The sequence below is a fragment of the Hallerella succinigenes genome (genome assembly GCF_002797675.1).
GTDB classification, from domain to species: Bacteria; Fibrobacterota; Fibrobacteria; order Fibrobacterales; family Fibrobacteraceae; genus Hallerella; species Hallerella succinigenes.
Map to the genome: position 1 here is coordinate 1,956,652 of NZ_PGEX01000001.1, position 26,615 is coordinate 1,983,266.

Annotated in this window: 26 protein-coding genes and 2 pseudogenes; 21 read left to right on the forward strand and 7 right to left on the reverse strand. The window is 44.3% G+C overall.

The features are described from left to right. Positions 1 to 133 precede the first annotated feature (133 nt). Positions 134 to 1,324, forward strand: coding sequence for a hypothetical protein (locus BGX16_RS08925; RefSeq protein ID WP_100425727.1), 1,191 nt, complete (start codon positions 134 to 136; stop codon positions 1,322 to 1,324). A gap of 967 nt (positions 1,325 to 2,291) precedes the next feature. Here the strand turns inward: BGX16_RS08925 and BGX16_RS08930 are convergent. The 4 genes and pseudogenes from BGX16_RS08930 to BGX16_RS15145 all read right to left on the reverse strand — a co-directional run. After that, positions 2,292 to 2,588 (reverse strand): type II toxin-antitoxin system YafQ family toxin, encoded by a 297-nt coding sequence (locus tag BGX16_RS08930; RefSeq protein ID WP_100425728.1) that lies wholly within the window; start codon positions 2,586 to 2,588, stop codon positions 2,292 to 2,294. Continuing rightward, positions 2,582 to 2,863: a type II toxin-antitoxin system RelB/DinJ family antitoxin gene (locus tag BGX16_RS08935; RefSeq protein ID WP_100425729.1), complete on the reverse strand. Its 282-nt coding sequence runs from the start codon at positions 2,861 to 2,863 to the stop codon at positions 2,582 to 2,584. The genes BGX16_RS08930 and BGX16_RS08935 overlap by 7 nt, the downstream gene beginning before the upstream one ends. A gap of 198 nt (positions 2,864 to 3,061) precedes the next feature. Further along, entirely contained in the window at positions 3,062 to 3,709 is a 648-nt protein-coding gene (locus BGX16_RS08940) for a CatB-related O-acetyltransferase (RefSeq protein ID WP_420866609.1), read from the reverse strand. Between the two features lie 504 nt (positions 3,710 to 4,213). Further along, positions 4,214 to 4,780 (reverse strand): annotated as a pseudogene (locus BGX16_RS15145) (excinuclease ABC subunit UvrA); the annotation flags it as partial. Between the two features lie 142 nt (positions 4,781 to 4,922). Between BGX16_RS15145 and BGX16_RS14630 the strand changes: the two are divergent. Further along, positions 4,923 to 5,258 (forward strand): hypothetical protein, encoded by a 336-nt coding sequence (locus BGX16_RS14630; RefSeq protein WP_157797951.1) that lies wholly within the window; start codon positions 4,923 to 4,925, stop codon positions 5,256 to 5,258. A 15-nt stretch (positions 5,259 to 5,273) separates the two neighbouring features. After that, the gene (locus tag BGX16_RS08955) at positions 5,274 to 5,921 is read left to right on the forward strand and encodes a hypothetical protein (protein WP_157797952.1); all 648 of its coding nucleotides are present in this window, start codon (positions 5,274 to 5,276) and stop codon (positions 5,919 to 5,921) included. Positions 5,922 to 6,063: 142 nt separating this feature from the next. On the opposite strand, the gene BGX16_RS08960 is transcribed toward BGX16_RS08955, so the two are convergent. Beyond that, positions 6,064 to 7,278, reverse strand: coding sequence for an IS256 family transposase (locus BGX16_RS08960; RefSeq protein WP_100424606.1), 1,215 nt, complete (start codon positions 7,276 to 7,278; stop codon positions 6,064 to 6,066). 315 nt (positions 7,279 to 7,593) lie between these two features. Here BGX16_RS08960 and BGX16_RS08965 point away from each other — a divergent pair, with 315 nt between their 5' ends. Together BGX16_RS08965 and BGX16_RS08970 are read left to right on the forward strand one after the other, a co-directional pair. After that, positions 7,594 to 7,869: a PHP domain-containing protein gene (locus BGX16_RS08965; RefSeq protein ID WP_100425733.1), complete on the forward strand. Its 276-nt coding sequence runs from the start codon at positions 7,594 to 7,596 to the stop codon at positions 7,867 to 7,869. Positions 7,870 to 7,973: 104 nt separating this feature from the next. Then, on the forward strand, positions 7,974 to 8,207 hold the full coding sequence (locus BGX16_RS08970; protein ID WP_100425734.1) for a DUF7675 family protein: 234 nt from the start codon (positions 7,974 to 7,976) through the stop codon (positions 8,205 to 8,207). Here BGX16_RS08970 and BGX16_RS14635 read toward each other — a convergent pair whose 3' ends face one another. After that, positions 8,208 to 8,453, reverse strand: a complete 246-nt coding sequence (locus tag BGX16_RS14635) for a hypothetical protein (RefSeq protein WP_157797953.1) — start codon at positions 8,451 to 8,453, stop codon at positions 8,208 to 8,210. A gap of 165 nt (positions 8,454 to 8,618) precedes the next feature. On the opposite strand from BGX16_RS14635, the gene BGX16_RS15005 reads away from it, so the two are divergent. The 5 genes from BGX16_RS15005 (at position 8,619) to BGX16_RS08990 (ending at position 10,751) form a co-directional block, all read left to right on the forward strand. Further along, positions 8,619 to 9,005, forward strand: coding sequence for a helix-turn-helix transcriptional regulator (locus BGX16_RS15005; RefSeq protein ID WP_241899510.1), 387 nt, complete (start codon positions 8,619 to 8,621; stop codon positions 9,003 to 9,005). A 27-nt stretch (positions 9,006 to 9,032) separates the two neighbouring features. Then, on the forward strand, positions 9,033 to 9,302 hold the full coding sequence (locus BGX16_RS08980; protein WP_157797954.1) for a hypothetical protein: 270 nt from the start codon (positions 9,033 to 9,035) through the stop codon (positions 9,300 to 9,302). 60 nt (positions 9,303 to 9,362) lie between these two features. After that, entirely contained in the window at positions 9,363 to 9,554 is a 192-nt protein-coding gene (locus tag BGX16_RS08985) for a hypothetical protein (RefSeq protein ID WP_100425736.1), read from the forward strand. A 618-nt stretch (positions 9,555 to 10,172) separates the two neighbouring features. Beyond that, positions 10,173 to 10,346, forward strand: coding sequence for a hypothetical protein (locus BGX16_RS14640; protein WP_157797955.1), 174 nt, complete (start codon positions 10,173 to 10,175; stop codon positions 10,344 to 10,346). Positions 10,347 to 10,517: 171 nt separating this feature from the next. Next, the gene (locus BGX16_RS08990; protein ID WP_100425737.1) at positions 10,518 to 10,751 is read left to right on the forward strand and encodes a hypothetical protein; all 234 of its coding nucleotides are present in this window, start codon (positions 10,518 to 10,520) and stop codon (positions 10,749 to 10,751) included. Positions 10,752 to 11,044: 293 nt separating this feature from the next. On the opposite strand, the gene BGX16_RS08995 is transcribed toward BGX16_RS08990, so the two are convergent. Then, positions 11,045 to 11,290, reverse strand: a complete 246-nt coding sequence (locus BGX16_RS08995) for a TIGR03905 family TSCPD domain-containing protein (RefSeq protein WP_095879780.1) — start codon at positions 11,288 to 11,290, stop codon at positions 11,045 to 11,047. Positions 11,291 to 11,604: 314 nt separating this feature from the next. On the opposite strand from BGX16_RS08995, the gene BGX16_RS09005 reads away from it, so the two are divergent. The 11 genes and pseudogenes from BGX16_RS09005 to dinD all read left to right on the forward strand — a co-directional run bounded on the left by BGX16_RS09005 (position 11,605) and on the right by dinD (position 26,549). Beyond that, on the forward strand, positions 11,605 to 14,730 hold the full coding sequence (locus tag BGX16_RS09005; protein ID WP_100425738.1) for a type I restriction endonuclease subunit R: 3,126 nt from the start codon (positions 11,605 to 11,607) through the stop codon (positions 14,728 to 14,730). Between the two features lie 37 nt (positions 14,731 to 14,767). Further along, positions 14,768 to 15,310, forward strand: a complete 543-nt coding sequence (locus BGX16_RS09010) for an ATP-binding protein (protein ID WP_100425739.1) — start codon at positions 14,768 to 14,770, stop codon at positions 15,308 to 15,310. After that, positions 15,303 to 17,177 (forward strand): class I SAM-dependent DNA methyltransferase, encoded by a 1,875-nt coding sequence (locus BGX16_RS09015; RefSeq protein WP_100425740.1) that lies wholly within the window; start codon positions 15,303 to 15,305, stop codon positions 17,175 to 17,177. The genes BGX16_RS09010 and BGX16_RS09015 overlap by 8 nt, the downstream gene beginning before the upstream one ends. Continuing rightward, a complete protein-coding gene (locus tag BGX16_RS09020) occupies positions 17,174 to 18,397 on the forward strand; it encodes a restriction endonuclease subunit S (protein WP_198514899.1) in 1,224 nt (407 codons plus the stop codon). The genes BGX16_RS09015 and BGX16_RS09020 overlap by 4 nt, the downstream gene beginning before the upstream one ends. A gap of 21 nt (positions 18,398 to 18,418) precedes the next feature. Beyond that, a pseudogene (locus tag BGX16_RS09025) lies at positions 18,419 to 18,556 on the forward strand (GmrSD restriction endonuclease domain-containing protein); the annotation flags it as partial. A 111-nt stretch (positions 18,557 to 18,667) separates the two neighbouring features. Continuing rightward, positions 18,668 to 21,688, forward strand: a complete 3,021-nt coding sequence (locus BGX16_RS09030) for an AAA domain-containing protein (protein ID WP_100425742.1) — start codon at positions 18,668 to 18,670, stop codon at positions 21,686 to 21,688. 139 nt (positions 21,689 to 21,827) lie between these two features. Further along, positions 21,828 to 22,316: a terminase gpP N-terminus-related DNA-binding protein gene (locus tag BGX16_RS09035; RefSeq protein WP_095879140.1), complete on the forward strand. Its 489-nt coding sequence runs from the start codon at positions 21,828 to 21,830 to the stop codon at positions 22,314 to 22,316. Between the two features lie 20 nt (positions 22,317 to 22,336). After that, the gene (locus BGX16_RS09040) at positions 22,337 to 23,341 is read left to right on the forward strand and encodes an IS3 family transposase (protein ID WP_277352383.1); all 1,005 of its coding nucleotides are present in this window, start codon (positions 22,337 to 22,339) and stop codon (positions 23,339 to 23,341) included. A gap of 48 nt (positions 23,342 to 23,389) precedes the next feature. Next, the gene (locus tag BGX16_RS09045) at positions 23,390 to 24,100 is read left to right on the forward strand and encodes a PIN domain-containing protein (RefSeq protein ID WP_100425744.1); all 711 of its coding nucleotides are present in this window, start codon (positions 23,390 to 23,392) and stop codon (positions 24,098 to 24,100) included. Positions 24,101 to 24,287: 187 nt separating this feature from the next. Beyond that, a complete protein-coding gene (locus BGX16_RS09050; RefSeq protein WP_100425745.1) occupies positions 24,288 to 25,454 on the forward strand; it encodes a hypothetical protein in 1,167 nt (388 codons plus the stop codon). Positions 25,455 to 25,640: 186 nt separating this feature from the next. Next, on the forward strand, positions 25,641 to 26,549 hold the full coding sequence (gene dinD / locus BGX16_RS09055) for a DNA damage-inducible protein D (protein ID WP_100425746.1): 909 nt from the start codon (positions 25,641 to 25,643) through the stop codon (positions 26,547 to 26,549). The last annotated feature ends 66 nt before the right edge of the window (positions 26,550 to 26,615 follow it).

The window sequence follows — 26,615 nt, forward strand, 5'->3', positions numbered from 1 at the left end:
ACTACGATGAGATGCACGGCGACACGCTCGTAATCTTTTTCTATGGCAATAGGGAAGATCCGCTTTGCTGAAGTCCGCGAATAGGCTGATGGGATGAAACAGATGTTTCTTGAAAGAAATTATATTGCAGAGAATGAAATTTCTTGTTGGGATAACTCTTTTCTTGAATGTATGGCTTTGGGCGGGTACGGAAATTCCGTACTCCGTAGAATCTATATCTCAGTTCAAGGAGTATAGAAAAAATTTACTTGAATTGTTAAAAAATCAGAAAAAAGAAGATGTTGTTTCAATTGTGCAATATGTAAAAGAAAGGGCTCCAGATGAATTTGCAATTGATAACTTGGAACTGATCCAAATCTACTTGTTGGTGGAACGTTATGACCTGGCTCTTGATTTGTGGATTGGGGAGTATGAAAAGGTTGGACGGAAAGTGCAATATTCTTTTGTTAGGGATTCCTTGCTGGATTATCTTGATGCAAATATGAATTTGACAGACTCTAGTGTAGTAAAGAAAAAACTTAAAGAAGTTGTTGTGTCTAACGTTGATGAAGAACAAAGGGGCTTGTATAAAATCCTGTTGGAAATGACGCCTTTTTACGAAATGCAAAATAAGTTCTATGCAATGCATTATAAAACATGGGATCGTGAGCAACAAACCTTGGTTTATAAGTTGGCCGTCAAGTATGTGGGTGACTCCTTGGCAAATTCAACTTTTGGTCAATTTGTTTTTGAAAATCGTGTGATTGATAAATTTTATTATAGAAGTGGAATTAATCCTGAATGCATAGAGAAATTGATTCTATTGCTTAAAGAATTTGAGCGTAATTTCCCAAATTCGGAAAGATTGCCGTGGATAAAGTATGAACGAAATCGATTTGAAAAATTATTGAAGGATTACTCGGAGTTCTTGAACTATCATAAGAAAAAATTATATACTGGTGGTTTGGGTATTGAAGGCTGGTTGACGAATGATGGTTGGGAAATTGGAATCCCGATACAATTTCATCGCTTCTTGTTTATCCCGACTTTAGACTCGGATGAAAAACTTAATGATGACGGATGGATATTTATTTTTGGCTTTGACTTGTTTGAAGTAAAGCATTTAAAGATTGTTCCGTTTGTTGGTTTGTGGGACCCTTATGTGGCAGGAATGCAGATTGAATTTCGTCCCTGGCTCGAAAAGTATCCCGATACAAAATTTGGCGCAGCTGCGTATATATCGCTAAAACTAAAGTATATGATGAAATATGGAGAATTGGCAGAAACTGATGAAAAAGGTTTCGCTCATTTGTTTTATGCAGGTCTAGGTTTTCATTTTTGGTAATTTTGGGGTGTTAGGGGCTGTCCCCCTAGGCGACTTGAGCGAAGTGAAAGTCCAATCTTCCCCCTTTACAGACCGCTCGGCTCTGTCGCATAAAAGAACCTACGAAATCGCCTCGCTTTCGCCAACACGACTCGTTAAGACGAGTCGCTTATGGCTCACATTTACAGACCGCTCGGTTGCATTTTGTCTAAGTTCTAAGCTCTAGGTTCTGCCGAGACCGTCGTGCAGAAGATTCTCGACAGCGTCGAAGTGCCGCAAAATTTAAATGCGGATCGCGATCGTCGCTATGCTAAAGCAGAAGTAATGAGACAAGAAAAAAGTATATGAATTTGGCTGGAATCCTTGATTTTATTGGGTTTTCGTGTCTCATTAAACCCGATAAATTTTGTCTTCCTCATTTTGCTGCTTTTTCGCGTTTTCAGCTTTCGTGAGACAAAAAAAACAGGGCTGAAGGCCCTGTTGCGATTTGTTTGTGGATTATTGCATGTTTTTTAGATGTTTAGCCAAAAAGGGGAAGGCCGCGAATCACTAGTAAAGCCATATCTGTACCTACCTCGTTTTCAATATATATTGTTTTATTTTGGAAGTGCGATGTTTACGCTGCGTTGGAGTAACCGTGAAAATTCTTCTAGTGTGGGAACCTTAAGAACGCCTTTGCCGTAGGGATTCAATATTCTGATTTTAGCGACGCTCGTTCCTAATTTTTTTTGCAGTGATATACTGTTTGACCATTTCTTTGACCTCGAACGCGTTAAACGGATAGCCGAAACGTTCAGTTTTACCTCCGCTTATAAAGAGCCACTATAAGTCTAAAGCTGTGTCGAGTTCTGAAAAGTTCTGTGACCATGTTTTGCTGGCTCGCCCGCTCGATGCGATGTTACCGGAAGTGCCTGCACCAAAAGCGAAGAAGAAGTAAGTCCTGACGAACGCACCTATCAACGGGGTGAGCGCCGGTTGCACCGAGTTTTTATTTTTCAAACAAGTCCGAGTGCGTTCCTGTGCGGACAAGTTCTAATATCAACACGTTGTCTTGCTTTCGGTAAATCAAGAGCCAATCCGGCTTTATGTGAAGTTCCCGATGCTCGGACCAATTGCCTCCAAGAGCATGATCCCGATACTTGTCTTCAAGAGGTTCGTCATTTGCGAGCTTTGAAACAACGGCGTACAATTCCTTCATATCGTAATTCCGTTTCTTTGCTCGTTTGACATCTTTCTTGTATTGTGATGTCCATAGGATTTTGTATCTAGGTCCTTTCTCTACCAAGATTTCATCTCCCGAATGGCTTCGTTGACCGTATACGTCTTCATCTTCGAGGGGTTCTTCTGGTATTTCGCGTAAATTTCATCTGACTCTTCCATCGCCTTGATGGTTTTCCGATTCGGACGATTGATGGAAATTTCAAAAGGGATTCTCCCTTCGCGTAGAACTTGCTTGGTAAATACGTTGTACAGCCCCGAGATGGTTATTCCCACCTTTTCGCAAAAATCGGCGATGCCTTTTTTGTCGTCGTCGTCCAGTGTTATCGTCAAATTTGCCATTGTGCCCTCTTTGAAATGAGTGAAATCTATATGAAATATATATAAAAATCACATAAAATTCAGTGTTTTATAGTTGTGTTTTACAGGAGAACATGCTGCAGAAGGAGTCTCTGCCGAAACTGTCGTGCAGAAGATTCTCGATAGCGTCGAAGTGCCGTAAAATTTAAACGCGGATCGCGAGCGTCGCGGGATCACCTTTTACACAAGCCGGGCCTTAAGCTCGGCTTTCACTTTTTTGAGGTCGCTGCAAGTGAGGACGGGAATGAGATTGTTGATTTCTTCGATACTCTTGTCCCACCACTTGAACTTGAGCATGATGTCGATGAGTTCGTCGTCGAATCGCTTGCGGATGAGTTTGGCGGGGTTACCTGCCACGATGGTATAGGGCGTGACGTCGCTTGCTACGACAGAATTTGCCCCGATGATGGCGCCGTCTCCGATGTGGACGCCTGGGAGAATCGTCACATTCTGCCCGATCCATACGTCGTTACCGATGACGGCATCGCCTTTGAGCGGAAGGTCGCTCTGGGTCGGGGCGGGCTGCTCCCATGTGCCGAAGATGTAGAACGGGTAAGTGGTGGCTGCGTTCATCTGGTGGTTAGCCCCGTTCATCACGAATTCCACGCCGGCGGCAATCTGGCAGAACTTGCCGATGATGAGCTTGTCGCCGATAAAGTCGTAATGGTGGGTGACGTGCCGCTCAAAGTCCTTGTCGGCAAAGTAGGTGAAATCGCCCACAATGATGTTTTTGTTTTTGACATCGGGCTTGACGAAGGTCAAAGCCTCCACGTTGGCGATAGGCTGGATGACGTTTGGGTCGGGAGTCTTTGCTGGTATGGAAGGAATATAGATTAATTTTCGAATTTTATGTTAGCAGCGCCTTGATGTAGGCCTGCACCTGCTTGACGGAGAGAGGGGGTGCTGTCTTCCCTCGGCTTATAAAGAATCTCTATAAGATTCATCTTGGAAACACATATGTCGAAGTGCCTGGAGACGATGCTTAGTAACCATTTCAACCGTCTACTGATGCAACCAAATGGAATGATAAATACAGTTCTTCGTTGAACAAAAAAAGAAAATTTTCATACAAGTTAAAAATTTTTACTATATTTAAGGTAACGATTTAGGGTGATGGAAACATCCCTAGACACTACTTAAGAACTCTGACTAAAATAACTCTTCAGTTTCCACAAATTATTTTTAAATAATTGGAGAGTTCTTTATGCTAAAAGTCATAATTAACATCATTCAAATTATCTGCGACATACTCGTGATAATTCTTTAACCTAATTGGGGTACGGATTCAACCGTACCTCTTTTAGTTTTACCTCCGCTTATAAAGAGCCCCTATAAGATTCTAAAGTAATCGTAGATTTCCGTAAGCGTCGCCACGGTACTTCTCGGGCTCTTCGAAGCGCTTCCCTGATCGATTGCAATCGCAGGCGAAAGTCCGCGGATAAAGTCCACCGATCCGCGATCCGGACGTCCGAGGAAACGGCGCGCATACGTGCTGAGCGTTTCCACAAATCGGCGCTGTCCTTCCGCAAAAAGCGTGTGGAAAGCAAGGCTCGATTTTCCAGAACCGGAAACACCCGAAATCACCGTCAACTGATGACGCGGAATCGTCACGCTAAAGTTTTTCAAATTGTGCTTCCGCGCGCCGACGATCTGAATATCCAAGCAGTCCGCCACTTCTTTTTTACGAGCGATGGACTTCGCTTCTTCTGTTTTCGGTGAAAGGACTTTCGCAAGGAATTTCCCCGTCAAAGACTTCGGATTTTTCGCTACTTCTTCGGGGGAACCTGTTGCGATAATTTCACCGCCGTTCACGCCCGCATCCGGGCCAAGGTCAATAATCCAGTCCGCGCATTTGATCACGTCCATATTGTGTTCGATGATCACCATGCTGTTGCGTTTTACCTCCGCTTATAAAGAGCCCCTATAAGATAAAGGAGTTTTGAAAGTTTTTTTAAAAATTTTGAAAAGTACTTGACAATGTTTTTTTTGTTTACATTCCTTTATGCGAGGCATTCTCGTTCAAATAACAAAAGGAGTAACTATGGATTTTACTTGTAAGAAATGTGGAATCGGAAATTATACATCTCTTTCCAGTTTGGTGAATTGCTCTTGCCCTAAAGGCGGCAATCATGAACCTTATGAAGGTCGCGATTGCGGTAACAACTGGACTTGTAAGAAATGTGGAATCGGAAATTATACATCTCTTTCCAGTTTGGTGAATTGCTCTTGCCCTAAAGGTGGCTATCATGAACCTTATGAAGGTCGCGATTGCGGTAACAACTGGACTTGTAAGAAATGCGGAATCGGAAATTATACATCTCTTTCCAGTTTGGTGAATTGCTCTTGTCCTAAAGGTGGCGATCACGAACCGTTTTAACAGGGACTTGACATTATGTTTTCCATCGCTAATGTTTCCGAGTTGTTCAAGGATGCACAATATGTGAATTTTTATCCGTTCGTGGGTGAAAATTATTTTTCTGCGCCACATAAAATCCTTGTCTTGGGCGAGTCTCATTATGGCCCGAAAACGATAAATTCGAATCATGATTTTACGAATTGGATTGTCGGTGAAGATTACCTTTTGCCTAAAATAGATGGCAAGGGCTTTCCAGGTTATACACGGTGTTTTGATAACACTGCGCGTGTTCTTGCGGAATGTTGTAACAGTGACTCTTACAAGGTGTATCGCGAGATTGCTTTCTATAACTATTTCCAGGAAACAGTCGGCGAAGGCCACCATCGTTCTAAGGCTTTTCTGACTTCAGAATTGGTTGAAAAATCAAGAAAGGCTTTAGGCGAAGTTTTGGAAACTCTAAAGCCAGATTTGGTTGTTGGCTGGGGATATAGTAGACTGGAATGGGAATGGCTCCCTCACGACCGTAAACAAATTTGGCAGGTTCCAGGGAAATTGCACTTGTTTACGATTGATGAATATTTGCCAGTACCATTTTGGTGCATGAAACATCCGTCAAACTTTTTCCCCGTTGGCTTGCATCGGGAACTTTATGGGCTTATAAAAGAACATCTTTGGGGTAAATAGAAAGCCGAGATTCTTCTCGGCTTTTCTTATGAAAAAAATGAAGTTTTGGCTAAATATTTCAACAGATGAACGCTGTTTAGCTCATATACAAATTGGTAGTGTCAAGGGTTTTTCGCAAAAATAGTTTGTCCCAACATCAGATCTAGGCTACATTTCCGTCCTTTTCCTGTTCCCGTTTCAGCTCGTTCTCCTTTTCCATCTCGTAAAGATGCTTCATGTTCAGGTATCTCTTGGTACCCCATTCCTTCGTGGCGATATGCCTTAGCCTAGCGCACACAAGCATCAGGGCAGATTCCCCGTCCGGGAAGCAACCCACAACCCGAGTCCTTCTGCGTATCTCCCGGTTCAGGCGTTCCAGGATGTTGTTCGTCCTTATGCTGCGCCAGTGTTCGTGCGGGAAGTCGAGATAGGTCAGCGTCTCCATCACGCCCTTGCGGTAAAGGTCTGCGGCGGATTTTAGCCCCATATCGCGCAGTTTCTGTTCTACGTCGGCAACCTTTTTCAGTGTCGCCTCCTTGTCTTCCTGGGCGTACGTAGCCTTCAGCAGGGGCATGGCCGAAGCGAGCTTGTTGCGAGGGATCTTTGTCATCAGGTTCCTGAAAAAATGCACCATGCAGCGTTGCCATTTCGCATCCGGGAACACTTCCGAGGCCGATTCCAGGAAGCCCAGGTGTTTGTCCGATGTGAACAGCCGGACGCCATTCAGGCCACGTTCCCTGAGGCTTACGAGGAAGCTACGCCAGCATTCCTTGCTTTCGCTTGCGCCCTCGCATGCTCCGAGTATCTCCCGGTAGCCGTCTTCGGACACCCCTATCGCGACAAGTACCGAGACGCTGGTCATTTCGCCGCCCCAGCTGCGCTTCAGGTAGATGCCGTCAACGAACACGTAGGGGTATTCCCCGCCTATGGCCCTGTTTCGCCATTCCTCGATCTTGCCGTATACCTTCTGGTTCAGGTTGCTGACGGTCGAGGCGCTGACCCGAGAGCCCCACAGGAGCTCCGTGACGTCTTCCACGCGGCGCACGGATACTCCCGCCAGGTACATCTCGATGAGAGACTCCTCCACGGACGATTCCCTGCGTCTGTAGCGCTCGATGATGGCGGTCTCGAACGGGGCCAGGCGCAGCTTGGGTACGGACAGGTCGACCTCTCCGGCGGAAGTCAGAAGCTTGCGGTGGTAATGACCGCTGCGGTAGTTCCTGCGCTCGTCAGTCCGCTCATGCCTTTCCGCGTTGCACAGCTCCGCGGCTTCCTCGTCCAGCATCGTGTTGAGGGTTTCCTCGATGGTCTTTCTAATGACTCCTTTCAGGTCGTTCTTGAGGCCTTCTTCGTCGATTTTGATTATATTGTTGTCCATAGGATGGTCCTTTTTAGGTTGATTTGTGATTATTTCAAATCTAAAAATTGGAACATCCTATTTTTTTTACTCCCTTAGAGGAATTTGCGAAAGAAAATATACGTTACCTACAAATTCAAGGCGTGTTCCCAGATGAGATTGTTGTTGATTTGTTTTTCTACTAAACCAATAAATGTTATGATGGCGTTCAGATAATCTATTGTAGCTGGAACGCACTCATTTTGTGATTGGGTAAGTTCGGAAAGAAGTTTTTCATACTCATCTTCAACGTTTGAGTTTTACCTCCGCTTATAAAGAGCCCCTATAAGATTCAATGTGACCGCAGGCCGTGATGCACAGGCAAAAACTTACATCGAAACCCTCGATAAAATTTTTGACCACGATCATCTGTATCTTTCGATTTGCGATAACGGAATTTCCGCTCAAAAAACGCTCAACCTGTTTACCGTTGCACTCGCGAAGGAATTGAACCGCGAACTCGTCGCGGTCGGCGACGTGCACTACATTAAGCGGGAAGACGCCGACGCTCACAAGGCTCTCCGTTGCATTTCGCTCGTTGGTTTTACCTCCGCTTATAAAGAGCCCCTATAAGATTCAATCGCCTAAAACACGCTAAAAGACGCTTAAAAAGGACTAAAGAGGAATCCGACTTTTCTCAGTGGAAAAATGTATATTGGTGATATGTAGGTTTGATTATGGAACTTGTAGAAAACATAAAGGAAAAATTTTCATTTTACAAGGAAAATGACACGGACAAGATGTATCGCGTCGATTTTCCGGATATGGACGGTTGGCTAGCTGTTTCATTTGACAAAAAAAAAGTTCTATTTCTCTATAAGGATTATCCCCAGAATTTTTCGAAGGAAGAAAAGGCTATCTTTGAAAAAGAAGAACCTTTCTGGGCCTCATTTTTTAATAACGGTCGATAATCATTTTACATCACCATCGATACCTTTCATCTGATTTTCGGGACGAGTGTTAATAAATCCCATCATTTTTTGAAATTCATAGTTATTCGCTATAGTTTCTATATTCGCCAGATACGCTTGCTGTTCTAATTTAATACCATAAGTGCTCATTGTTTTTTGACAACCAAAACGTTCCTTTAAGAAACGATCTGAAATTGTAAATGTCTTAAAGCCATTATTCTCCGGTATACGTCTTTGCAACTCCAAATACTCTACGATACCGCTCCTTTTGTTTTACCTCCGCTTATAAAGAGCCCCTATAAGATACATTACGGAATACTCACGTGGACACATACGCACCACTGCCACCTGTCTAGGGACTGGGTCGCGTGTTGTACGAAACAGTCAAAGGAATCGAAGTGGAGGTCACCCATGCTGGTAGCCGTGGAAAAGCCCCGTACGCGAAACACTGAGGCCGTCTCGTTCAAGGTCGAAGGCGAACGAATCCCGGAATGGCTTCTGGGGATAGTCCGCGAAGTTTACCCGACAGCGAAGGTTGAGGACGGCGACGATAGAATCGAGATATCGAGCACAGACTGGTACAAGGACATGGAATCCAGGGACACTCCGGCAAGGACGCTAAAGATCATGCGGACCGCCGCTGGACTCACGCAGAAGGATTTGGCAAAGAAATTGGGGATTGCGTTCCAGAACTACAACCCGCTTGAACGCGGAACGCGCCCAATCACCATGCAGATGGCGATGAGGCTTGCGGATGCCCTTGGCACGTCCTACGAGATGTTCTACAAGGAAAAATAACCTATATTCGGATATGGAGGTTTGATTGTGGCTGAACAGAAAAAAGAATTCTTCTGGAAATACGAAAGTGTCCTTGACCACGACATAACTCCGGAACAGTTCAAGGCTATTACAGGATGTAGCTGGGAAAGGCGCTTCGAATACCTCCAAATCGTCGTCAATAGCCCCTATGCTGGAGCATCTGACATTTGCCTTTTGTATGGTGGCCGATATGGAAGGCCTAGAAACGAGAATGTATGCAATAAGTATTCGGCACTAGCAGCTAAAGCACCTATGGTGATGGATTACTGCTACTAAGTTTTACCTCGTATCGTAAAGAGCCCCTATAAGACATATATTCAGAAAAGGAGGACGATTATGCCTGCTGAATTTACACCAAGTCCGGAATTCCTGAAGTTACTCGCACTCGTTGACGAGTGGTCTACGCACGATAAGGAATACATCTGGGAAAGCTCCCTGAAGGATGGAGCACCTCAATATGTGCACGAAGCTTTAAAAGATCTTGTCAATATTCAAAAGGAACTAGACAAGGAAGGAAGCTGCATCTAGATTCCTAGTGGCTTGGCTCGCTCCGTCACAATCTTGTAGACCTGCTTCGACATGTTCTGCGCACGGCTCCTGTTCACGAAAGTTTTACCTCCGCTTATAAAGAGCCCCTATAAGATCTACTTTCTGAATAAACCTTATTTTATGCGGGTTCGCAAGCGATTTGACGTTGAAAAAATCAGAAAAATTGGATGAAATTCTGGGATTTGGGCCATTTTTTCGGAGCCCTGGTGCTGCCGAAATGGCTGTAGATTTCCAGGAACTCCCTGTCCGTGACGCTCAGCAGGCAGACTGTGGAGCGGGTCTCGATTAAATTGGCGATTCGGTGCCGTTGCAGCCCGCAGGAGCGTGTAGCCGTAATTCAAAAAGTCGTTGGGGTGTTTGTATTTCCCTGCTCGTGTCCGACATTCTGCTTGGGGCAAAGCACCGCTTGTGAACGAATCTTTTGTATGTATCCTTGAAATTGAATGCCCGCATAAAATGTACTATATTACGTAGAAAAATAATTACGTAAAAAAATAATTATGTATAAAATTACTTTATCTATAATATTCCTTTATCTATAATATTCCTTTATCTATAATATTCCTATTGGCGATAACGCAAACAGCCTTTGCCCAAATGACAGATACGCTTGTCAACGGAAAGGCTATACAGGCTGTCAAAACGGGCGAAACTCTAGGACTGAAAATGGATTGCGGCACCTTGCCAAGCGTAAATGCGGAGTGCACCATATTCGGACGCATTCCGGCCAACACCTCTGGCGACGAATACGAGGTTTCGTTTATCGCATAAGGAAACCACGTCGCAGAAATCAGAGAAATTACAATCGGTATAAATGTCACACTGTAAGCTTCCCCAAGCCATGATTTTGAATATCGAGTAGCCGCCTACACTTCAGAAAAAGATTCTATCGTCTTTAACGGCACGATTTCTGTCGAACAACAAAATTTTATAACAACATTAGTGACTATCGAAAATGAATCCCAGGATGTCGTCGCAGGTTACGCAATCAAGCCGATTGTGTTCCGTTATGCCCACATGCAAACAGCGGTTGTGGATGGAATTCTAGAGGGTCTCGAAGTCAGCCAGGATAAAGAAAAGGCTCTTGTCATTATTTCGGGAAGCATTCCTCAAAATGTTGGAGATAGGGTATTGGCCATTCGCGTAACCGCCAAGGGGAATAGCAATGATGCGTAAGCTTCTGCGACGATCAACATCTCGGCAAATCCGGATTATTCCTCCAACTCTGTTTCTAGTAGCAGTGCTGCGAAGTCCAGTAGTAGTTATCGTGCAGAATCTAGTAGCAGTCAGGAGTTCTCTAGTTCTTCGAACGAACGTTCTGCGATTTACGTTGAACAAAAAGAGTTTCGCGTGAATTTTTCGAACAACGAATTGAATGTGACTTTTGCAAATAAGCCAGGTGCAAACGTGCAAATTTTTGACGTGAAGGGTCACCTGATCGAAACGATTCGGATTGACGCTTGAATTAATTACGCTTCTTTCCCGAGCACGGCGCGGGCGAGCTGATCAGCGCATGATGTCGGCTTCCCGCCACAGGTGTTCCCGAGCAACTTGGCTGCAATGTCTTCGGCCTTCATGCCTTCGCAAAGTTTTGCAATGGCCTTGAGGTTTCCGTTGCAACCACCCGTAAAGCGGATATTACGGATAAAGTCTCCGTCACGCGTGAACTGGATTGTTGTGGCGCATGTACCTTTTGTCTTGAACGTCTCTTCCATAATAAACTCGCTGTTTTTTTGCATCAAAAATAGAAAGTCTTGGCTCGGAGCGTCATCGACCTTTTCGCCAAGCCGTAAATCTGTGTATAGGCGACATCGGCCACAAGCCGCTGCCCATTCAAAATCAGAAAGTGCTTGAAGGTACTCGGGTCTTCATCGTCAACTCCTCTGGCATACAAGCGGAAAATACCAAAGACTATACACTTGTGCGCTAGATATAGATTCAAAAATCTAGTTTGTTAATTGGCCCGAGGTTTCTTGCACTTTATGACAACCTATTTTGTTTATATTTACATTGGAATAGTTTGACTTTTATGTCCTACGAATACAGCGAAAATATCCTCGTTCAAGAGAGCGCCGGCAACCTGCTCCAGCATGAGTTGGGCTGGCGTGTTGTATTTGCGTATAATGAAGAAAAATTAGGCGAAAACGGAACATTCGGGCGCACCTCTTACAGAGAAGTTTTGTTGCATCGGTATTTTCGCGAAGCACTTCAGAAGCTGAATCCGTGGATAACGCCTACGCAAATTGACGAAGCCGTACAAAAGTTCACGGCGACGCTCAGCACGTCATCACTGCTCCAAATCAACGAAGAAAAGTACGGCTTTATTCGCGATGGCATTCCTGTCTCTTACAAGAAACCTGATGGAACTTCGGATGTCAAGCGGGCTCTTGTCATTGATTTTTTGAATCCGGAGAATAACGATTTTCTCGCCGTCAAGGAGATGAAAATTCACGGCGAAATTTATCGCCGCCGTACCGATATTGTCGGCTTTGTTAATGGCATCCCGCTTTTGTTTGTGGAACTCAAGCGTAACGATGTCGCTGTGCAAAACGCCTACGACGACAACTACACGGATTATCTTTCGACGATTCCACAACTTTTCTATTACAACGCATTTTTGATGCTTTCTAATGGCGTAGAAGCGAAAGTCGGCACGCTTGGCAGTAAGTATGACTTTTTCCACGAATGGAAACGCCTCAAGGAATCCGATGCGGGTTCCGTTGCGCTCCAGACGATGCTTCGCGGGATTTGCAAAAAAGAAACATTCCTTGACCTGTTGGCGAATTTCATTCTTTACGATCATTCCGATGGAAATACGGTCAAGATTCTCGCCCGCAACCACCAGTATCTTGGCGTAAACGAAGCTTTCAAGGCATACGAAGACCGCAAACTTCGCAATGGCAAGTTGGGCGTTTTCTGGCATACGCAGGGGAGTGGCAAAAGCTACTCGATGTTGTTCTTGTCGCAGAAGATTCGCCGTTGTGCAAAAGGTTCGCCCACAATCGTCATCCTTACGGACCGTGACGAACTGAATAAACAAATTAGCGATACGTTTGAAAATTGCGGAATGCTCGGCAAGGTAAAAGCATCCAAGTTCATTGCCACGAGCGGGAACGACCTTGTCGCAAAACTCAAGGGCAATCCGAGTTTCATCTTCACGCTGATTCAAAAGTTCAACAAGAAAGATTTGACCCCGATTTATCCGGATCACGATATTTTAGTGATGTCCGACGAAGCGCACCGCAGCCAGAATGGAATTTTTGCAGACAACATGTGTGCCTTGCTTCCGACGGCTTCGCGTATCGGCTTTACGGGCACTCCGCTTTTGAAAGATGACAACATCACCGAAAGAACTTTCGGCGGCTACATTTCTATTTACGATTTCAAGCGAGCCGTAGAAGATGGTGCGACAGTTCCGCTCTATTACGAAAATCGTGCCGACAAAATCAAGGAACTCAAGAATCCAGAAATTACCGACAAGATTCTCAATGCGATTGAAGCCGCAGACCTTGACCCGGAACAGCAAGAAAAATTGGAAAAGGATTTTGCCAAGGAATACCACCTGCTTACAGCAGAACCGCGATTGCGCTTGGTTGCAAAAGATTTTGCACATCATTATTCAGACCTTTGGACTAGCGGCAAGGCGATGTTTGTTTGCCTGAACAAGGTGACTTGCGTTCGCATGTACAATTACGTTCAGGAATATTGGGCCGAAGAAATCGTAGCTCTCGAAAAGCAGTTGAAAACTGCAACCCAGCAAGAAGCCCAGGAACTGGAGCGCAAAATCCAGTGGATGCGCGAAACGGAAATGGCTGTCGTCGTAAGCCAAGAACAGAACGAGCAACAGACATTTGCCAAGTGGGGCTTGGACATTACTCCGCACCGCACCAAGATGGAAAAGCGGGAACTGGATAAGGAATTCAAGGACCCCAAAAATAAATTCCGCGTTGTGTTCGTTTGTGCCATGTGGCTCACCGGTTTCGATGTCAAGTGCCTCAGTTGCCTTTACTTGGATAAACTGTTGAAAGCGCATACGCTGATGCAGACGATTGCCCGTGCGAACCGTGTGAATGAAGGCAAGAGTAACGGCCTGATTGTGGATTATGCTGGCATCGTAAAGGCGTTGCGCAAGGCTCTCGCCGATTATACGAATAATGTAAGCGGCGGACGTGCCGACCCGACAATCGACAAGTCGGAATTGCTGAATCGCATTATCGAAGTCATTGCGAAAACGGAAGCATTCCTAGATGAAGTCGATGCTTCCCTTGCAAAAGTTGTTGAATCCAAGGGCTTTGATAAGATTGCCGCGATTCAAGACACGGCAAATGCCGTCTGTTCTTCGGCTGAAAACAAGAAGACCTTCTCCACATACGCCGCCGAACTTTCTCGCCTGGTACGCTACACGAACCGCGAAGACGTCACAGCCGAAAATCGCGACAAGATAAACGCGATTGACGCGGTCGCCCGCAACCTGAAGGCAAAACGCCGTCATGTGACCAATGTGGATTTGATGGTGGAACTGAACAAGATTGTGAACGAATACGTTCAGATGGACGTAGGCGGTAAAAAGAACCCCAAGCAGTTCGACATCAGCAAGATTGACTTTGAATTGCTCGGCCGTGAATTCGCCAAGGCAAAGCGCAAGAACCTTTTGCTCCGCGATTTGGAAGAACTGTTAAAGGAGCGACTTTCTTTGCTGTTGGCGACCAACTCCAGCAGAATCAATTTTTACGAGCGTTACCAAGAAATCATCAATGCTTACAATAGCGAACAGGACCGTGCTACCATCGAAAAGACCTTTATGGACTTGATGGATTTGGCATCATCCATGGATACTGAACAACAACGCTTTGTCCGTGAAGGTTTCAAGAACGACGAAGAACTCTCCATGTATGACTTGCTTTTCAAGGATAACTTGAGCAAGCAGGACATCAAAAAATTGAAAACCGTCGCCGTAGAATTGCTCGAAAAGATAAAGGCAAAAATCGAAAGCCTTGATCATTGGACCGACAAACAAGAAACCAAGGCCGCGGTGGATACCCTCATTCGTGACACGCTCTGGAAAGAGTTGCCCGAAAGTTACGACGATGTGGCCATCAACATGTATCGCGCCCGAGTTTACGAATACGTTTACACCCATTATAGAGTAGCATAAATCTGGAGGCCCAGTGCGTATAGAAGATATTCTCGCCATGGAAGAATCCCAGACTTTTGCACGCAATTCCCATATTGCGGAATACTTGAAAGATTACAAGTACGTGAAGGATTTCGGCGAAGGTGTGGACCGTATGTGCCGGGAAATGGAAGCGCAGGGGTTGCCCAAGCCGGAATACAAACAGGACTCCTTTATTTTGAAGGCCATTATTCGAAATTCGGGTTATGTTTTAAAAAAAGCTGACTTTGTTCCGGAAAAGGTTGACTTTAATCCTAAAAAGGTTGACGTTCCTCCGAAAAAAGTTGACTTTGACCTGCAAAAACTTAACTTTGAAAAAATGGTAGACGCTTCAACGTACAATATAACGATGAAAAGGCACATGAAGGCAATGATTGCCGAAGTTGGGTTGCAACAGGTTTTTGGAGCCAAGTATGTTGCCAATTCCCTTAAGGTTAGCAAAACTGCCGCAATCGGAATTATAAAGAAAATGTTTAGTTTGGGTGTTATAAAGCCCGTGCAAGGAAATGGCAAAGGGAAATACATGCTCAATCAAGAAACTAGCAAGGACCAAAATGGATAACAAGAGCTTAAAGAAACTTGAAGCCGATTTGTGGGAATCTGCGGACTTGCTCCGTGCCGATTCCAAGTTGACGTCGAATCAGTATTGCATGCCTGTTTTGGGACTTTTGTTCCTGCGTTATGCCTATGGCCGCTTCAAGAGAGTCGAAGCCGAAATTCTCAAGAACCGCCCGAGTCGCGGTGGCCGCGTGCTTCCTGTTGAACCTAGCGATTTTGCGTCCAAGAGTGCGTTGTTTCTCCCGAAAGAAGCGCAATTTGATTACCTGGTGAACTTGCCCGCAAATATTGCATCGGCAAAACTCAAGAACGCGCACGGTCAGCCGCTCAACAGCCTTGGCGAAGTCGTGAACAACGCCATGGAACTTGTCGAAGCCCAGAGTGAAAAGCTGAAGGGCGTATTGCCCAAGACCTACACCGATTTCAAGGACGAACTGCTTGCCGAACTTTTGCGCACCTTCAACAACAATGCCCTCGACGATGTGGGCGGCGACGTGATGGGCCGAATTTACGAGTACTTCCTCAGTAAATTTGCCAAGAATATCGCTAGCGACGATGGCGTGTTTTTTACGCCCAAGTCCTTGGTGAAAATGATCGTAAATGTGCTGGAGCCCGCTTATGGCGTGCTTTTGGACCCTGCCTGCGGAAGCGGTGGCATGTTCGTGCAGACCGGCGACTTTGTAAATGCGGCGGGCATGGCAAGCAACGAAACCATGACCTTTTACGGCCAAGAAAAGGTGGAATACAACGCACAGCTTTGCCAGATGAACATGGCTGTTCACGGGCTTACCGGAGTTGTAAAATCGGGCGACGAGGCGAACTCCTTCTATCACGATGCGCACAACCTTGCTGGCGAATGCGATTACGTGATGGCGAACCCGCCCTTCAATGTGGATAAGGTAAAAGCGGAAAGCTGCCTGAATGCCGGGCGACTCCCTTTCGGGCTCCCTGCGGTAAACAAGGACAAGGAAATCGGCAACGGAAACTACCTGTGGATTTCTTACTTTTACAGTTACCTGAACGAAACCGGCCGCGCGGGCTTTGTGATGGCCGCCTCCGCGACAGATAGCCAGAGCAAGGACAAGGACATCCGCGAAAAGCTGGTGGCTACGGGACACGTGGATTGCATGATAAGTGTGGGCAACAACTTCTTTTATACCAAGAGCCTGCCGTGCACCCTGTGGTTCTTTGACAAGGGCAAACGCAAAAAGATTCAAGACAAGGTCCTGTTCATCGATGCCCGCAACTATTACACCGTCGTGGACCGCACCCTGAACGAATGGAACGAATGGCAACTCAAGAACCTGAACGCCATTGTTTGGCTCTACCGCGGCGAAACGGACAAGTATGAATACTTGCTTGTGGAATACCGCAACGCCTTGCTTGCCTACGCCGACACCACCGAAGACAAGCAACTCGAAAAGATTCTCCGCAAGTCCGCAAAGATTGCAAAAATATTCGCGGAACTCAAGGAACACCGCGAAACGCTCCGTGCGCAGGCGAAATCCGCCGTAGAAGCCGCTGACAAAAAGAGCAAGAAGAAAACCCAGGAAGAATGGGACACCCGCCTCGCGGAACTCGACGAAATCATCGGAGTCGCCAAGGAAGCCGACTGGCTCTACGAAAAATTCGGTGACGGCAAGTACAAGGACATCCTTGGGCTGTGCAAGATTGCCACCCGTGCCGAAATCGCCGAAAAGAACTACAGCCTGACCCCCGGCGCCTATGTAGGTGTCGCTCCCGTAGAAGATGACGGCGTGGATTTTGCCGAACGCATGACCGAAATCCACCAAGAACTCCTGAAACTCCAGGACGAAAGCAACGCCCTCATGAAAACCATCTCGAAGAACATGAAGGAGATGGGACTGTGAAGCTAGACGAAAGACGAGAGACGAAAGACGAGAGAGTGTGTCATGAGCGAAGCGAAGGATCCAAAACAATTTTATCGGAAGTATGCGAATTTATTGTTGATTGTCCTCATTCTACAGCAAATGATGAAGGTATTGGTTTCCCATTAGTGCGAACACCAAATGTTGGCAAAGGACGATTGGTGTATAATGACATGCACCGAGTGTCGGAAGATGTCTATAATCAAAGGAATTTTAGAGCTGTTCCACAAGAAGATGATTTAATTTTTGCTCGTGAAGCTCCTGCAGGAAATGTTGCCTTGATTCGAAAGGGAGAAAAGGTTTGCTTGGGACAAAGAACTGTTTTATTGCGACCGAACAAGCAAAAGGTAGATCCAAGTTTTTTGACATATTATCTATTAGCTCCTAAACAGCAGTATGGCTTAACAGGAACTGCTAATGGAGCGACTGTTGCTCATGTAAATATGCCAACTATTCGCAACTTGGCAATTGAACTTCCTGATATCAAAGTTCAGCGAAAGCTAGGCGGAATCCTTTCTGCCTACGACAACCTGATAGAAAACAACCAGAAACAAATCAAACTCCTCGAAGAAGCCGCCCAGCGCCTCTACAAACAATGGTTCATCGACCTCCGCTACCCCGGCCACGAAACCACCAAAATCGTAAACGGCCTCCCCGAAGGATGGAGAAAAGAGAAACTGGTTGATTTAGCATCAGTCCAATTCGGCTATGCTTTTGATGGCTCTTTATTTAATTCTAATGGCAACGGAACTCCTATAGTTCGCATTAGGAATATTCCCGATGGGTTTACAAACGACTATACAACAGAAAATGCACCTGAAGAGTATATCATAAACAATGGCGATATTGTTGTCGGCATGGATGGCGAATTTCACATCAATTCTTGGTGTGGCGACAAATCTTATTTGGTTCAACGCTCATGTTGTTTCAGACCGCACAATCCCAAAATCAAGGGTTGGCTTTTGTGGGCGATTCATGACCCTATAAAGTTCTTTGAAAAAACAGTCGTTGGTGCAACAGTGGCTCATTTAGGGAAAAAACATATTGATACAATAGAACTTTTGACAGGACCAGAAAAGTTGTATAAACCATTTCAAAGTTTGTTCTGCAAACGTCAAACTTTACTTAATCAAAACCGTAAACTATCGGAATCCCGCGACCGTTTATTGCCTAAACTTATGAATGGCGAACTGGAGGTGTAAAAATGGATAAGGAATTAGGTTATGCCTGAAAAATATGAACCGTCCACAAAAAGTATAGAATCTATTCTTGGCTTTATCAATTCTGGTGAAGTCGCTATTCCCGAAATTCAACGGCCCTTTGTTTGGAAACCCAAGCAAGTTCGCGATCTGATAGATTCCTATGAGGGCTTGTAGAAGAGAAAAAAACTGGACTTAACTCATTAAAATCGTTTTTTAACAAATTTAAGCTTTTTAAATAAAAACGATGAGTTGGAGTATTATATTACCTATATGAGCGTCGCTAGGAACATATTTAGAGCAATACATGAGGGCCGTTGGCTCTCTATTGAATATGTCAATGCGGATGCTAAAACCACTTATTACTGGATAAGCATATCAAATATTGAAATCAAAAATTATAACGGGAAATACCGCGTTCAATTAAATGTTTTTGGCTTACATTTGGGATTGCGGACATGCAAACAACTTTTTATGTATTGCGATGGCATACGAAATGCCGAAATAATAGAAGGCTCCTTTGCACCTCGAAATGAAAAATTGATTTATGATATTAATGCCAACCCCTCCAAATATTCGTCAATTTTCACAAATACCCACAATATAGGGATATTGAACTATCTTCAGGAATGTGAAAAGCTTTCCAGCGATAGCTACTTAAAATCTTTTCGGTTGCTTGAACACTTGGACGAATCTAAATTCCATAATGGTACATATCGTCTTACAGAAAAGGAAAACAACTCATTAATCGATTATTTCGTAAATAGACAAAATAAAAGATCAAAGGGAGAAATTGTTCCAATTGAAAAGTTGGGATTAAATAAGTTAAGCATAAAAAACGAAAAAGGCCTTTATGTCTTGGCATATAATGAACTCTTGTTTGATATTCAAAATCAGTCGTTGCGGTTGCAGCGAGAACCGACCATCTTAAAGAAATTTGTGCTCAAGAACGGTAACATTTCGCAGACAGTCAAAATATCAAAATATTTGCACGAAGACGAACTTTTCTTGCTAGAAAATTTTGACGCGAACGAAAAGAAAATCAAGGACGCCATTATTGAAAATAAGCAGTTGAATTACAAGGAGTTGGTTGACGATATGCCGCATATTGTGGCATTGGAATCCAGCACCTGTGATTTGACAAGTGAATACAATGCCATTGCTGAGTCTCTAGACAAGAAGAATCTTTCTACACCGCTGCGAGCTTTCTTTGGGGAGTTTCTAAGTCGATCACGAAAGAGAAAGAATTACCCTATTGCTGTGTTAGATAACAAAGTCAATCTTGACCAATTGCTTGCCATTCATAAGACTCTCAAATACCCAATGGCATACATTCAGGGCCCTCCGGGAACGGGTAAAACCAGAACCATAGTAAATACAATTATCAGTGCTTTTTTCAATAATCAAACTGTTTTACTTTCGTCGCAGAACAATCATCCTGTCGATGGCGCTGTTGAACAATTAAAGAATATTGAGATTCATCAAAAAAGAATCCCTTTCCCAATTTTACGTTTAGGGAACAATGAAGAAGTCAAGAATTCCTTAGATTACATAAAAGAAATTTATGAATTCACCCAGAATTGGAAAATAAGGGATGAAGCATTAGATGATTTTAATGCCGAGAAAAAAGAAAATACTGCAAAATTGGCGGCATATCTTGAAAAATACGAAGACAAATTGGATTTGTTAGAACGCAAAGAGGCAATTGAAGACTTTTTACGCCAGAATAAGGCTTTTGACATTAGCATCAATATTCAAAGCAAACAACTGGATCAGATTTTAAAAAATATTGAAAGTCTTGGCGAAATATCGGCAGATCAGGCATTGTCATATCTGCCGAATGATTATGAAAAATTCTTATACTACATTCGTTTTCTTTCTGCAAAATGCATTCAGCGGCTAAAAGAACCCAAGTATAAGGAACTTTGGGAAATTGTTAATTGTGAAGATAGAGATACAGCTGTTAAGCGGTTTAATAAATATTTAAAAGATGATGGAAATTTAAACAATCTTCAAAAAGTGTTTCCAGTTATTGCAACTACGAGCCAGTCTGCAAAGAAATTGGGTTCGCCCAAAATTCATTTTGATTTGACCATTCTTGATGAAGCAAGCCAGTGTAACATAGCCATGTCTCTTTTGCCTATTTTGCGTGGTGAAAGTTTAATGCTAGTAGGCGATCCGCAACAACTGAATCCCGTTATAACGTTGGATGACCTGGACAATAAGCGCTTGATAGAGAAGTATAAAATCGCTCCCGAGTATGATTACAAGAAAAATTCCATTTATAAATCCTATTTAGCTGCAGATTCTATAAGCGACGAAGTTTTGCTGAGCCACCACTACCGCTCTGTAAAAGAAATTATTGGATTCAATAACAAAAAGTATTACAATAATAAGTTGCAAATCAATACCCCAAAAAGAAGCTCGCCTCCGCTTGTGTTCCAAGAAACTGCAAATGAAGATCCTGTCAATCGTAATACGTCCTTAAATGAAGCGCAGGCCATTGCGGATTTTGTGGCGAATCGTCCAGAAAAGTCAATAGGGATTATTACACCATTTGTGGCGCAAAAGCAACTTATAGACCAAGAACTTTCGTCAAGGGGTGTTGCAGCAACCTGCGGGACCGTCCACACTTTTCAAGGGGATGAAAAAGATATCATTCTTTTTTCTTTTGCCCTGACAAAAAGAACGTCGCAGAATACATATAATTGGTTTGCAGGAAACAAGGAATTGATAAATGTTGCTGTTTCGCGAGCCAAAGAAGAGTTGGTGATTTTTTCTAATAGCGAAACATTGAATAGATTGCGTAAAGATAATGACGATCTTTATGAATTAGTTCAATATGTACAAACGAAAGGTGAATATAAGGTAACCCCCAAACATTCCCATTCTAGAGCTTTGGGAGTGAAAACATATAGTACCAAAACAGAATCGGATTTCTTTGAGAATATAAGCCATGTCTTGAGTGTTGTTGATCCGCGTAAAAGATATTCTGTTAAAAAGGATGTTCCAATAGCACAAGTGTTTCAAGAAAATAAAAGTTCTGACAATCTCTTTTATTCCGGCCGCTTTGATTTTGTTCTTTATGAAAAAGATGGTCAGTATGAAGTTCCAATTTTAGCCATTGAATTGGACGGTGAGGAGCATCGAACCAACGAAAACCGCATAAGGTGTGACAAGGCAAAAGAGCGGATTTGTAAAGATCACTTTTTTGAACTTATTCGCATTCCTAATTCATATGCTAGACGCTATAATCACATCAAAGAAATTTTGATTGAGTACTTTAAGAGATAACTTTTAACATTTTATGCTGGAGCTGGCTATGGCTGAAAATCTCCCCATATCCCATGTCCTTGTGGACTGCGAAAACCCCCTTCCTCAGGTCAAAATGTCCGCTTTCATCTCCTAAATCCGGGGCGGAAAGGGGACTTTTATGTCCAGAAAAACTACCGATACAACACTCAGGGATTCATTTCTTGAGCGAATAAAGAAGCCGGGATGCCCGTCTGTCAAGACCATCGCCGAAGAAATGAACCTGCCAAAAGCTACATTGTACTCATGGATTGCTGCGGAACGGCAACGCAAACGTCAGGGAGTCTCCATGAGCAAGAAATCGGCAAAAAGATCCGCACTCACCAAGTTCAGCCTCGTCGCAAAATCTGAGGGCATGACACCAGAGGAACTCGAAAAGTTCTGTGCCGAAAACGGGGTTTCTTTTGCGGAACTCCAGTCCTGGAGAGACCTTTCTCTTTCCGCAATGGAGAACTCTGGTGACGGAAACGTGATGTCCGTAAAACAGCATGAGGATGAAGTTGCCAAGCTCAAGGCGGAACTTGCACGCAAGGAAAAAGCACTTGCCGAAGCAGCCGCACTCCTGATTCTTCAAAAAAAAACTTCGGCAATATTGGGACCGGAAAAGTAGAAGAGGAAAAGAAACGGAAAATCCTTGCGGCCATCGAGGAGGCTATCCAAAATGGCGCAAGGCTTTCCAAGGCGTGCGATGTAATCGGTCTTTGCGAACGTCGTTACAGGCGCTGGCGAAGGAATGTTGCGGACAACCGAGGTGGCTATCGTGAAAACAATTCACAACGGCTTTCCCTGGAAGAAACAGCCTCGATTATCGAAAACTTTACGAGGGAAGAATACCGTAACCTCCCGTTGAATATCGCCCATGCAAAGCTTATGGATCAAGGAATCTACATTGCTTCGCCGTCGACTTGCGAACGCGTTATGAAAGCTTATTATCAAGGCATAGGCAGAGTCGCCGACCGCAATATTGTGCGGCGTAAACGGCCTGAATATTCAGCGAAAGGACCGAACCAGGTCTGGTGTTGGGACATTACCTGGCTCCATTCCGAAGTGACCGGGAAGTACTATTACCTCTACTTGATTATCGACATGTATTCGAGGTACATCGTCGGATGGAGTCTGCATACAAAAGAAGATGGAAAACTGGCGGAGATGCTCTTTGCGGAGACTCTACAAAAATATTACCCCGGCGAAAACGTATCTCTGTTGGTCCATGCGGACAACGGGAAACCCATGCGCAGCAAGGATCTTAAATCTTTGTTTGAAAAGCTGCACGTGATGTCAAGCCATAGCCGGCCGCATACGAGTAACGACAACGCCTTTGCCGAGAGCATTTTTGCTACGATGAAAAGTCGTGTGGTATATCCGGAATACTTCATGACTATCGAGGACGCAGAACGATTTGTCGTGGAATTTGTGGACTGGTACAACAACGAACATCTGCACTCCGGACTGGATTTGCTGCCGCCGTGCGCCGTTCATTTTGGCTACCACCAGGAGATTCTCGACCGCAGAAATGCGTTGCTGGAAAGGTCCAGGGAACTGCATCCTGAACGCTTTGGGGGAAGGAGAAAGTTCTACAAAATTGATGAAACCGTCAGCCTAAAACATCGAATCCACTTGCAAAAAGCAGTATGACATACTAACTTTAAACTAAACTAACCGAGCGGACATATTGCCTGAAAATTGCCGGAAAATGTCGGGCTGAACGGCCTGACCGACCTTGTCGTGAATACGGACGGCTCTCCGCTAAAGTTCGTGCTGTTCCACAATTCCACGAACAAGATAAATCTTTCGCTTACGCAGCTGAAGGATTTCGGCTACGCCCTGAGCGAGGGCCGCGTCGAACTTGTGGAACTTGCGATTCCCGAGAAGATGACCAAGAAACAGGCCGAAAACGCGCTCGACTTCTACATCGCCTTTTACATGGGCCAAGTGATGCCCCGCGAACCGTTCAACAGCCATTGCGTGATTCTTTCGAAGGATCATGACTATGACCCGCTCGTTCTGCACGTGCAAAAGCAGTTCGGCGAAGATCGCTGCGAACGCGTGGAATCGTACGAGGAACTGGCGAAACGCCTGGGGCTAATCGCAAAGCCTCAAGAAGCGAAAAAGGTCGTTGCGCCCAAGAAGCCCGCTCCGCAACCGGCGAAGGCCACGAAGAAGGCTACGCCACAAAAGGCCTTTGACTTGCAAAAGGCTCTCGAAAAGGCGAAGGCGAATCTGAAGGGCATTTCAAAGAATCCGCCCACCACCAAGGCCAAGTTGCAGAAGACGCTAAAGAACTGGTTCGCCACAGAAAAGCTGACCGACGCAAATATTCAAAGCCTGATAGACTCCCTCCAAAACGCAGGTTTCCTGGAACTCTCGAAAACCAATCAGGTTAAGTATAAATGATTGCGGTAAAAACATGAATAACTCATTTTGTCACTTTGTGTCAAGTCGATGGAGTTATATTTAGGTAGAATAGAAATCCTGAACGGCGATAAATTTAAAAATTGGCGATAAATCGGTGATAAACGCTAAAAACGGCGATAAAAGTGGCGATAAATACTGAGAACGGCGATAAAAGTGGCGATAAAAAATGATGTCTGATGTTTTTGTCATAGGTGCCGGTTGCAGTGTCCCGTATGGATTCCCTACGGGTGCAATGCTGATGCAAAAGTTGAAAAATTTTGACTATGGAACGAAATTTCCTAGAAAAAATTATAGCGATGGTGATATTTTCCTAGTTGACTTGTATCAAGAACATTTCGGTTATTCAAGTACAGATAATAAGATAGAGTATCAAAGCGAATATGCAATGGTCTTGCCATATCCTGAGCATGAAAAATTGTATAATCAATTGATGGGTGCGATTGTTCTTCCGTTTTCTCAAAGCGTTCGAAATTCAATGATGGTTTCGACAGATGAATTTTTGAAGAATCGCTTAGGTCAAAAGCAAAACGAACAAGCTGATTTCGGAAAACGTCTGATTGCTTACGAAATCTTGAAGGCGGAACAAGCGTCACGGCTTGGCAACATTGATTGGATACAGCATTTGCTTTCTCGGATAGACCAACAATCCAATTGGGAAGAAATCCTGAAACAAACGTTGTTCCTTACCTTTAATTATGACCGCGTTCTGGAATATTGTATCTTCTTGTATCTGACATCGGACAAGCAATATTCAGATGCTGATGCTCATGCTTTTATAAAAGATATGAAAATATTTCATGTCAATGGCTTTATCGGTCCTCTTGAGAAAATTCCCTTTGGTGCTGTAGAAAATGGAAAGTATCAAGAAATTGCCAAGGGTATGGAAACTGTCTGGGAAAAGCGCCAGAATCGCAATGAATCCGAAAAAGAAAAGTACCAAGATTTCCTGAAAAATGCGGAGCGAGTCTATTTTATGGGATTCTCTTATATTCCGGATAATCTGGAATCTATAGGGATTCCTCGTGGTGCTGAGATTATTCGAAACGCAAAAGTCTATGCCACGGCCATGGGCTTGTCTCCTCAGAATCGTCTAAGAATTTCGACGTATCTGGATCTCAAGGACTTTGAAAAAAGAAACGAAGCTGAGGAAATGCCCGAGATAGAAGTTCGACGCACGCCTTTTATGACGGATATCATGTATCGGCAGGAATATGAAAAGCAAGAAAGAGTTGCGAAGAAGCAAATAAGAAGCAGACGGATTCGCTACGAAAACCGAATCCTCAAGGACGCAAGTGCGGTTGACCTGATTCTTGATTATTATACGCTTCCGTGATAAAGTGCAAATCAAAAGTAAAACCAGATGTAAAATTTCCTTAAGCCCCTTGCCAATTTTCTGAATATTAGGTACATAACATCCCAGCGCGTCATTCCCTAGAAAGGAATGATGCGCTTTTGCTTTATCTGGCTTTGCCGTATTGCAAGGGCGTTCCTAGTTGAAACAATAAATGCAGGAGGCCCTATGGCTAAAAAAGAAATTGTCACTTATTCTCAGCAGACGTTCGAGAATATCAAGCACACCGACGAAAATGGAACTGAATTCTGGTATGCAAGGGAATTGCAAAAAGCCTTAGAATATACCGAATATGGCAAGTTCTTACCCGTGATAAAAAAGGCTATCGAAGCATGTCGGAAAACCGGCTTTGATGAAGGAAACCATTTCGCCCACGTGAGCGAGATGGTCAATATCGGAAGTGGTGCAGAAAGAAAAATGGATAGCTACAAGCTTTCCCGTTACGCTTGCTACCTGATTGTGATGAACGGAGACCCTCGCAAAGAAGTGATTGCCCTGGGTCAAACATATTTTGCTGTTAAAACCCGGCAGAAGGAAATTTCGGACTCTGCGGCACAGCTTTCGGAAGACGAAAAGCGCTTGGCCATTCGCGACGAAGTGACTATTCGCAACAAATTCCTCGACAGTTCTGCAAAGGCGGCCGGTGTTGAAACGCCTGTGGATTACGCCGTGTTCCAGAATCGTGGTTACCAGGGACTCTATAACGGCTTGGGGATGAAGGATATCCACAAACGCAAAGGACTCAAGAAAAACGAGCAAATACTGGACCACATGGGAGCTACAGAGCTTGCAGCAAATCTTTTCCGCATTACACAAACAGATGACAAACTCCGTCGCGAAAACATCAAGGGCAAGGAGAAGGCAAACGATACACATTATGCCGTAGGTAAAAAAGTCCGCCAGACGATTGCTGAACTTGGCGGAGCAATGCCCGAAAATCTCCCCACGCCCAAAATCAGTGCCAAAAAGTTGAAACAGGAACGTAAAAAGCCATTGCGAAGAAATGACAAACTACGGCTCCCATTTTGTTGGCGCCAACAAAATGTTTATGTCATTAAAAACAAGGATTTTTGCTAAAAATTGGAAAAACAGGCCAAAATGTCGTAAAAATAGTTGGAAAAGCGGACAAAATTAGTTATTTTA

Excerpts from the sequence above, each read along its gene's own strand:
- BGX16_RS08925 (WP_100425727.1), top strand. The coding sequence starts at position 134 with ATGAAATTTCTTGTTGGGATAACTCTTTTCTTGAATGTATGGCTTTGG.
- BGX16_RS08935 (WP_100425729.1), bottom strand. The coding sequence starts at position 2,863 with ATGGCAAATTTGACGATAACACTGGACGACGACGACAAAAAAGGCATC.
- BGX16_RS14630 (WP_157797951.1), top strand. The coding sequence starts at position 4,923 with ATGGATTTTACTTGTAAGAAATGTGGAATCGGAAATTATACATCTCTT.
- BGX16_RS08955 (WP_157797952.1), top strand. The coding sequence starts at position 5,274 with ATGTTTTCCATCGCTAATGTTTCCGAGTTGTTCAAGGATGCACAATAT.
- BGX16_RS08960 (WP_100424606.1), bottom strand. The coding sequence starts at position 7,278 with ATGGACAACAATATAATCAAAATCGACGAAGAAGGCCTCAAGAACGAC.
- BGX16_RS08970 (WP_100425734.1), top strand. The coding sequence starts at position 7,974 with ATGGAACTTGTAGAAAACATAAAGGAAAAATTTTCATTTTACAAGGAA.
- BGX16_RS15005 (WP_241899510.1), top strand. The coding sequence starts at position 8,619 with ATGCTGGTAGCCGTGGAAAAGCCCCGTACGCGAAACACTGAGGCCGTC.
- BGX16_RS08985 (WP_100425736.1), top strand. The coding sequence starts at position 9,363 with ATGCCTGCTGAATTTACACCAAGTCCGGAATTCCTGAAGTTACTCGCA.
- BGX16_RS14640 (WP_157797955.1), top strand. The coding sequence starts at position 10,173 with ATGACAGATACGCTTGTCAACGGAAAGGCTATACAGGCTGTCAAAACG.
- BGX16_RS08995 (WP_095879780.1), bottom strand. The coding sequence starts at position 11,290 with ATGGAAGAGACGTTCAAGACAAAAGGTACATGCGCCACAACAATCCAG.
- BGX16_RS09005 (WP_100425738.1), top strand. The coding sequence starts at position 11,605 with ATGTCCTACGAATACAGCGAAAATATCCTCGTTCAAGAGAGCGCCGGC.
- BGX16_RS09010 (WP_100425739.1), top strand. The coding sequence starts at position 14,768 with ATGGAAGAATCCCAGACTTTTGCACGCAATTCCCATATTGCGGAATAC.
- BGX16_RS09015 (WP_100425740.1), top strand. The coding sequence starts at position 15,303 with ATGGATAACAAGAGCTTAAAGAAACTTGAAGCCGATTTGTGGGAATCT.
- BGX16_RS09030 (WP_100425742.1), top strand. The coding sequence starts at position 18,668 with ATGAGCGTCGCTAGGAACATATTTAGAGCAATACATGAGGGCCGTTGG.
- BGX16_RS09035 (WP_095879140.1), top strand. The coding sequence starts at position 21,828 with ATGTCCAGAAAAACTACCGATACAACACTCAGGGATTCATTTCTTGAG.
- BGX16_RS09050 (WP_100425745.1), top strand. The coding sequence starts at position 24,288 with ATGATGTCTGATGTTTTTGTCATAGGTGCCGGTTGCAGTGTCCCGTAT.
- dinD (WP_100425746.1), top strand. The coding sequence starts at position 25,641 with ATGGCTAAAAAAGAAATTGTCACTTATTCTCAGCAGACGTTCGAGAAT.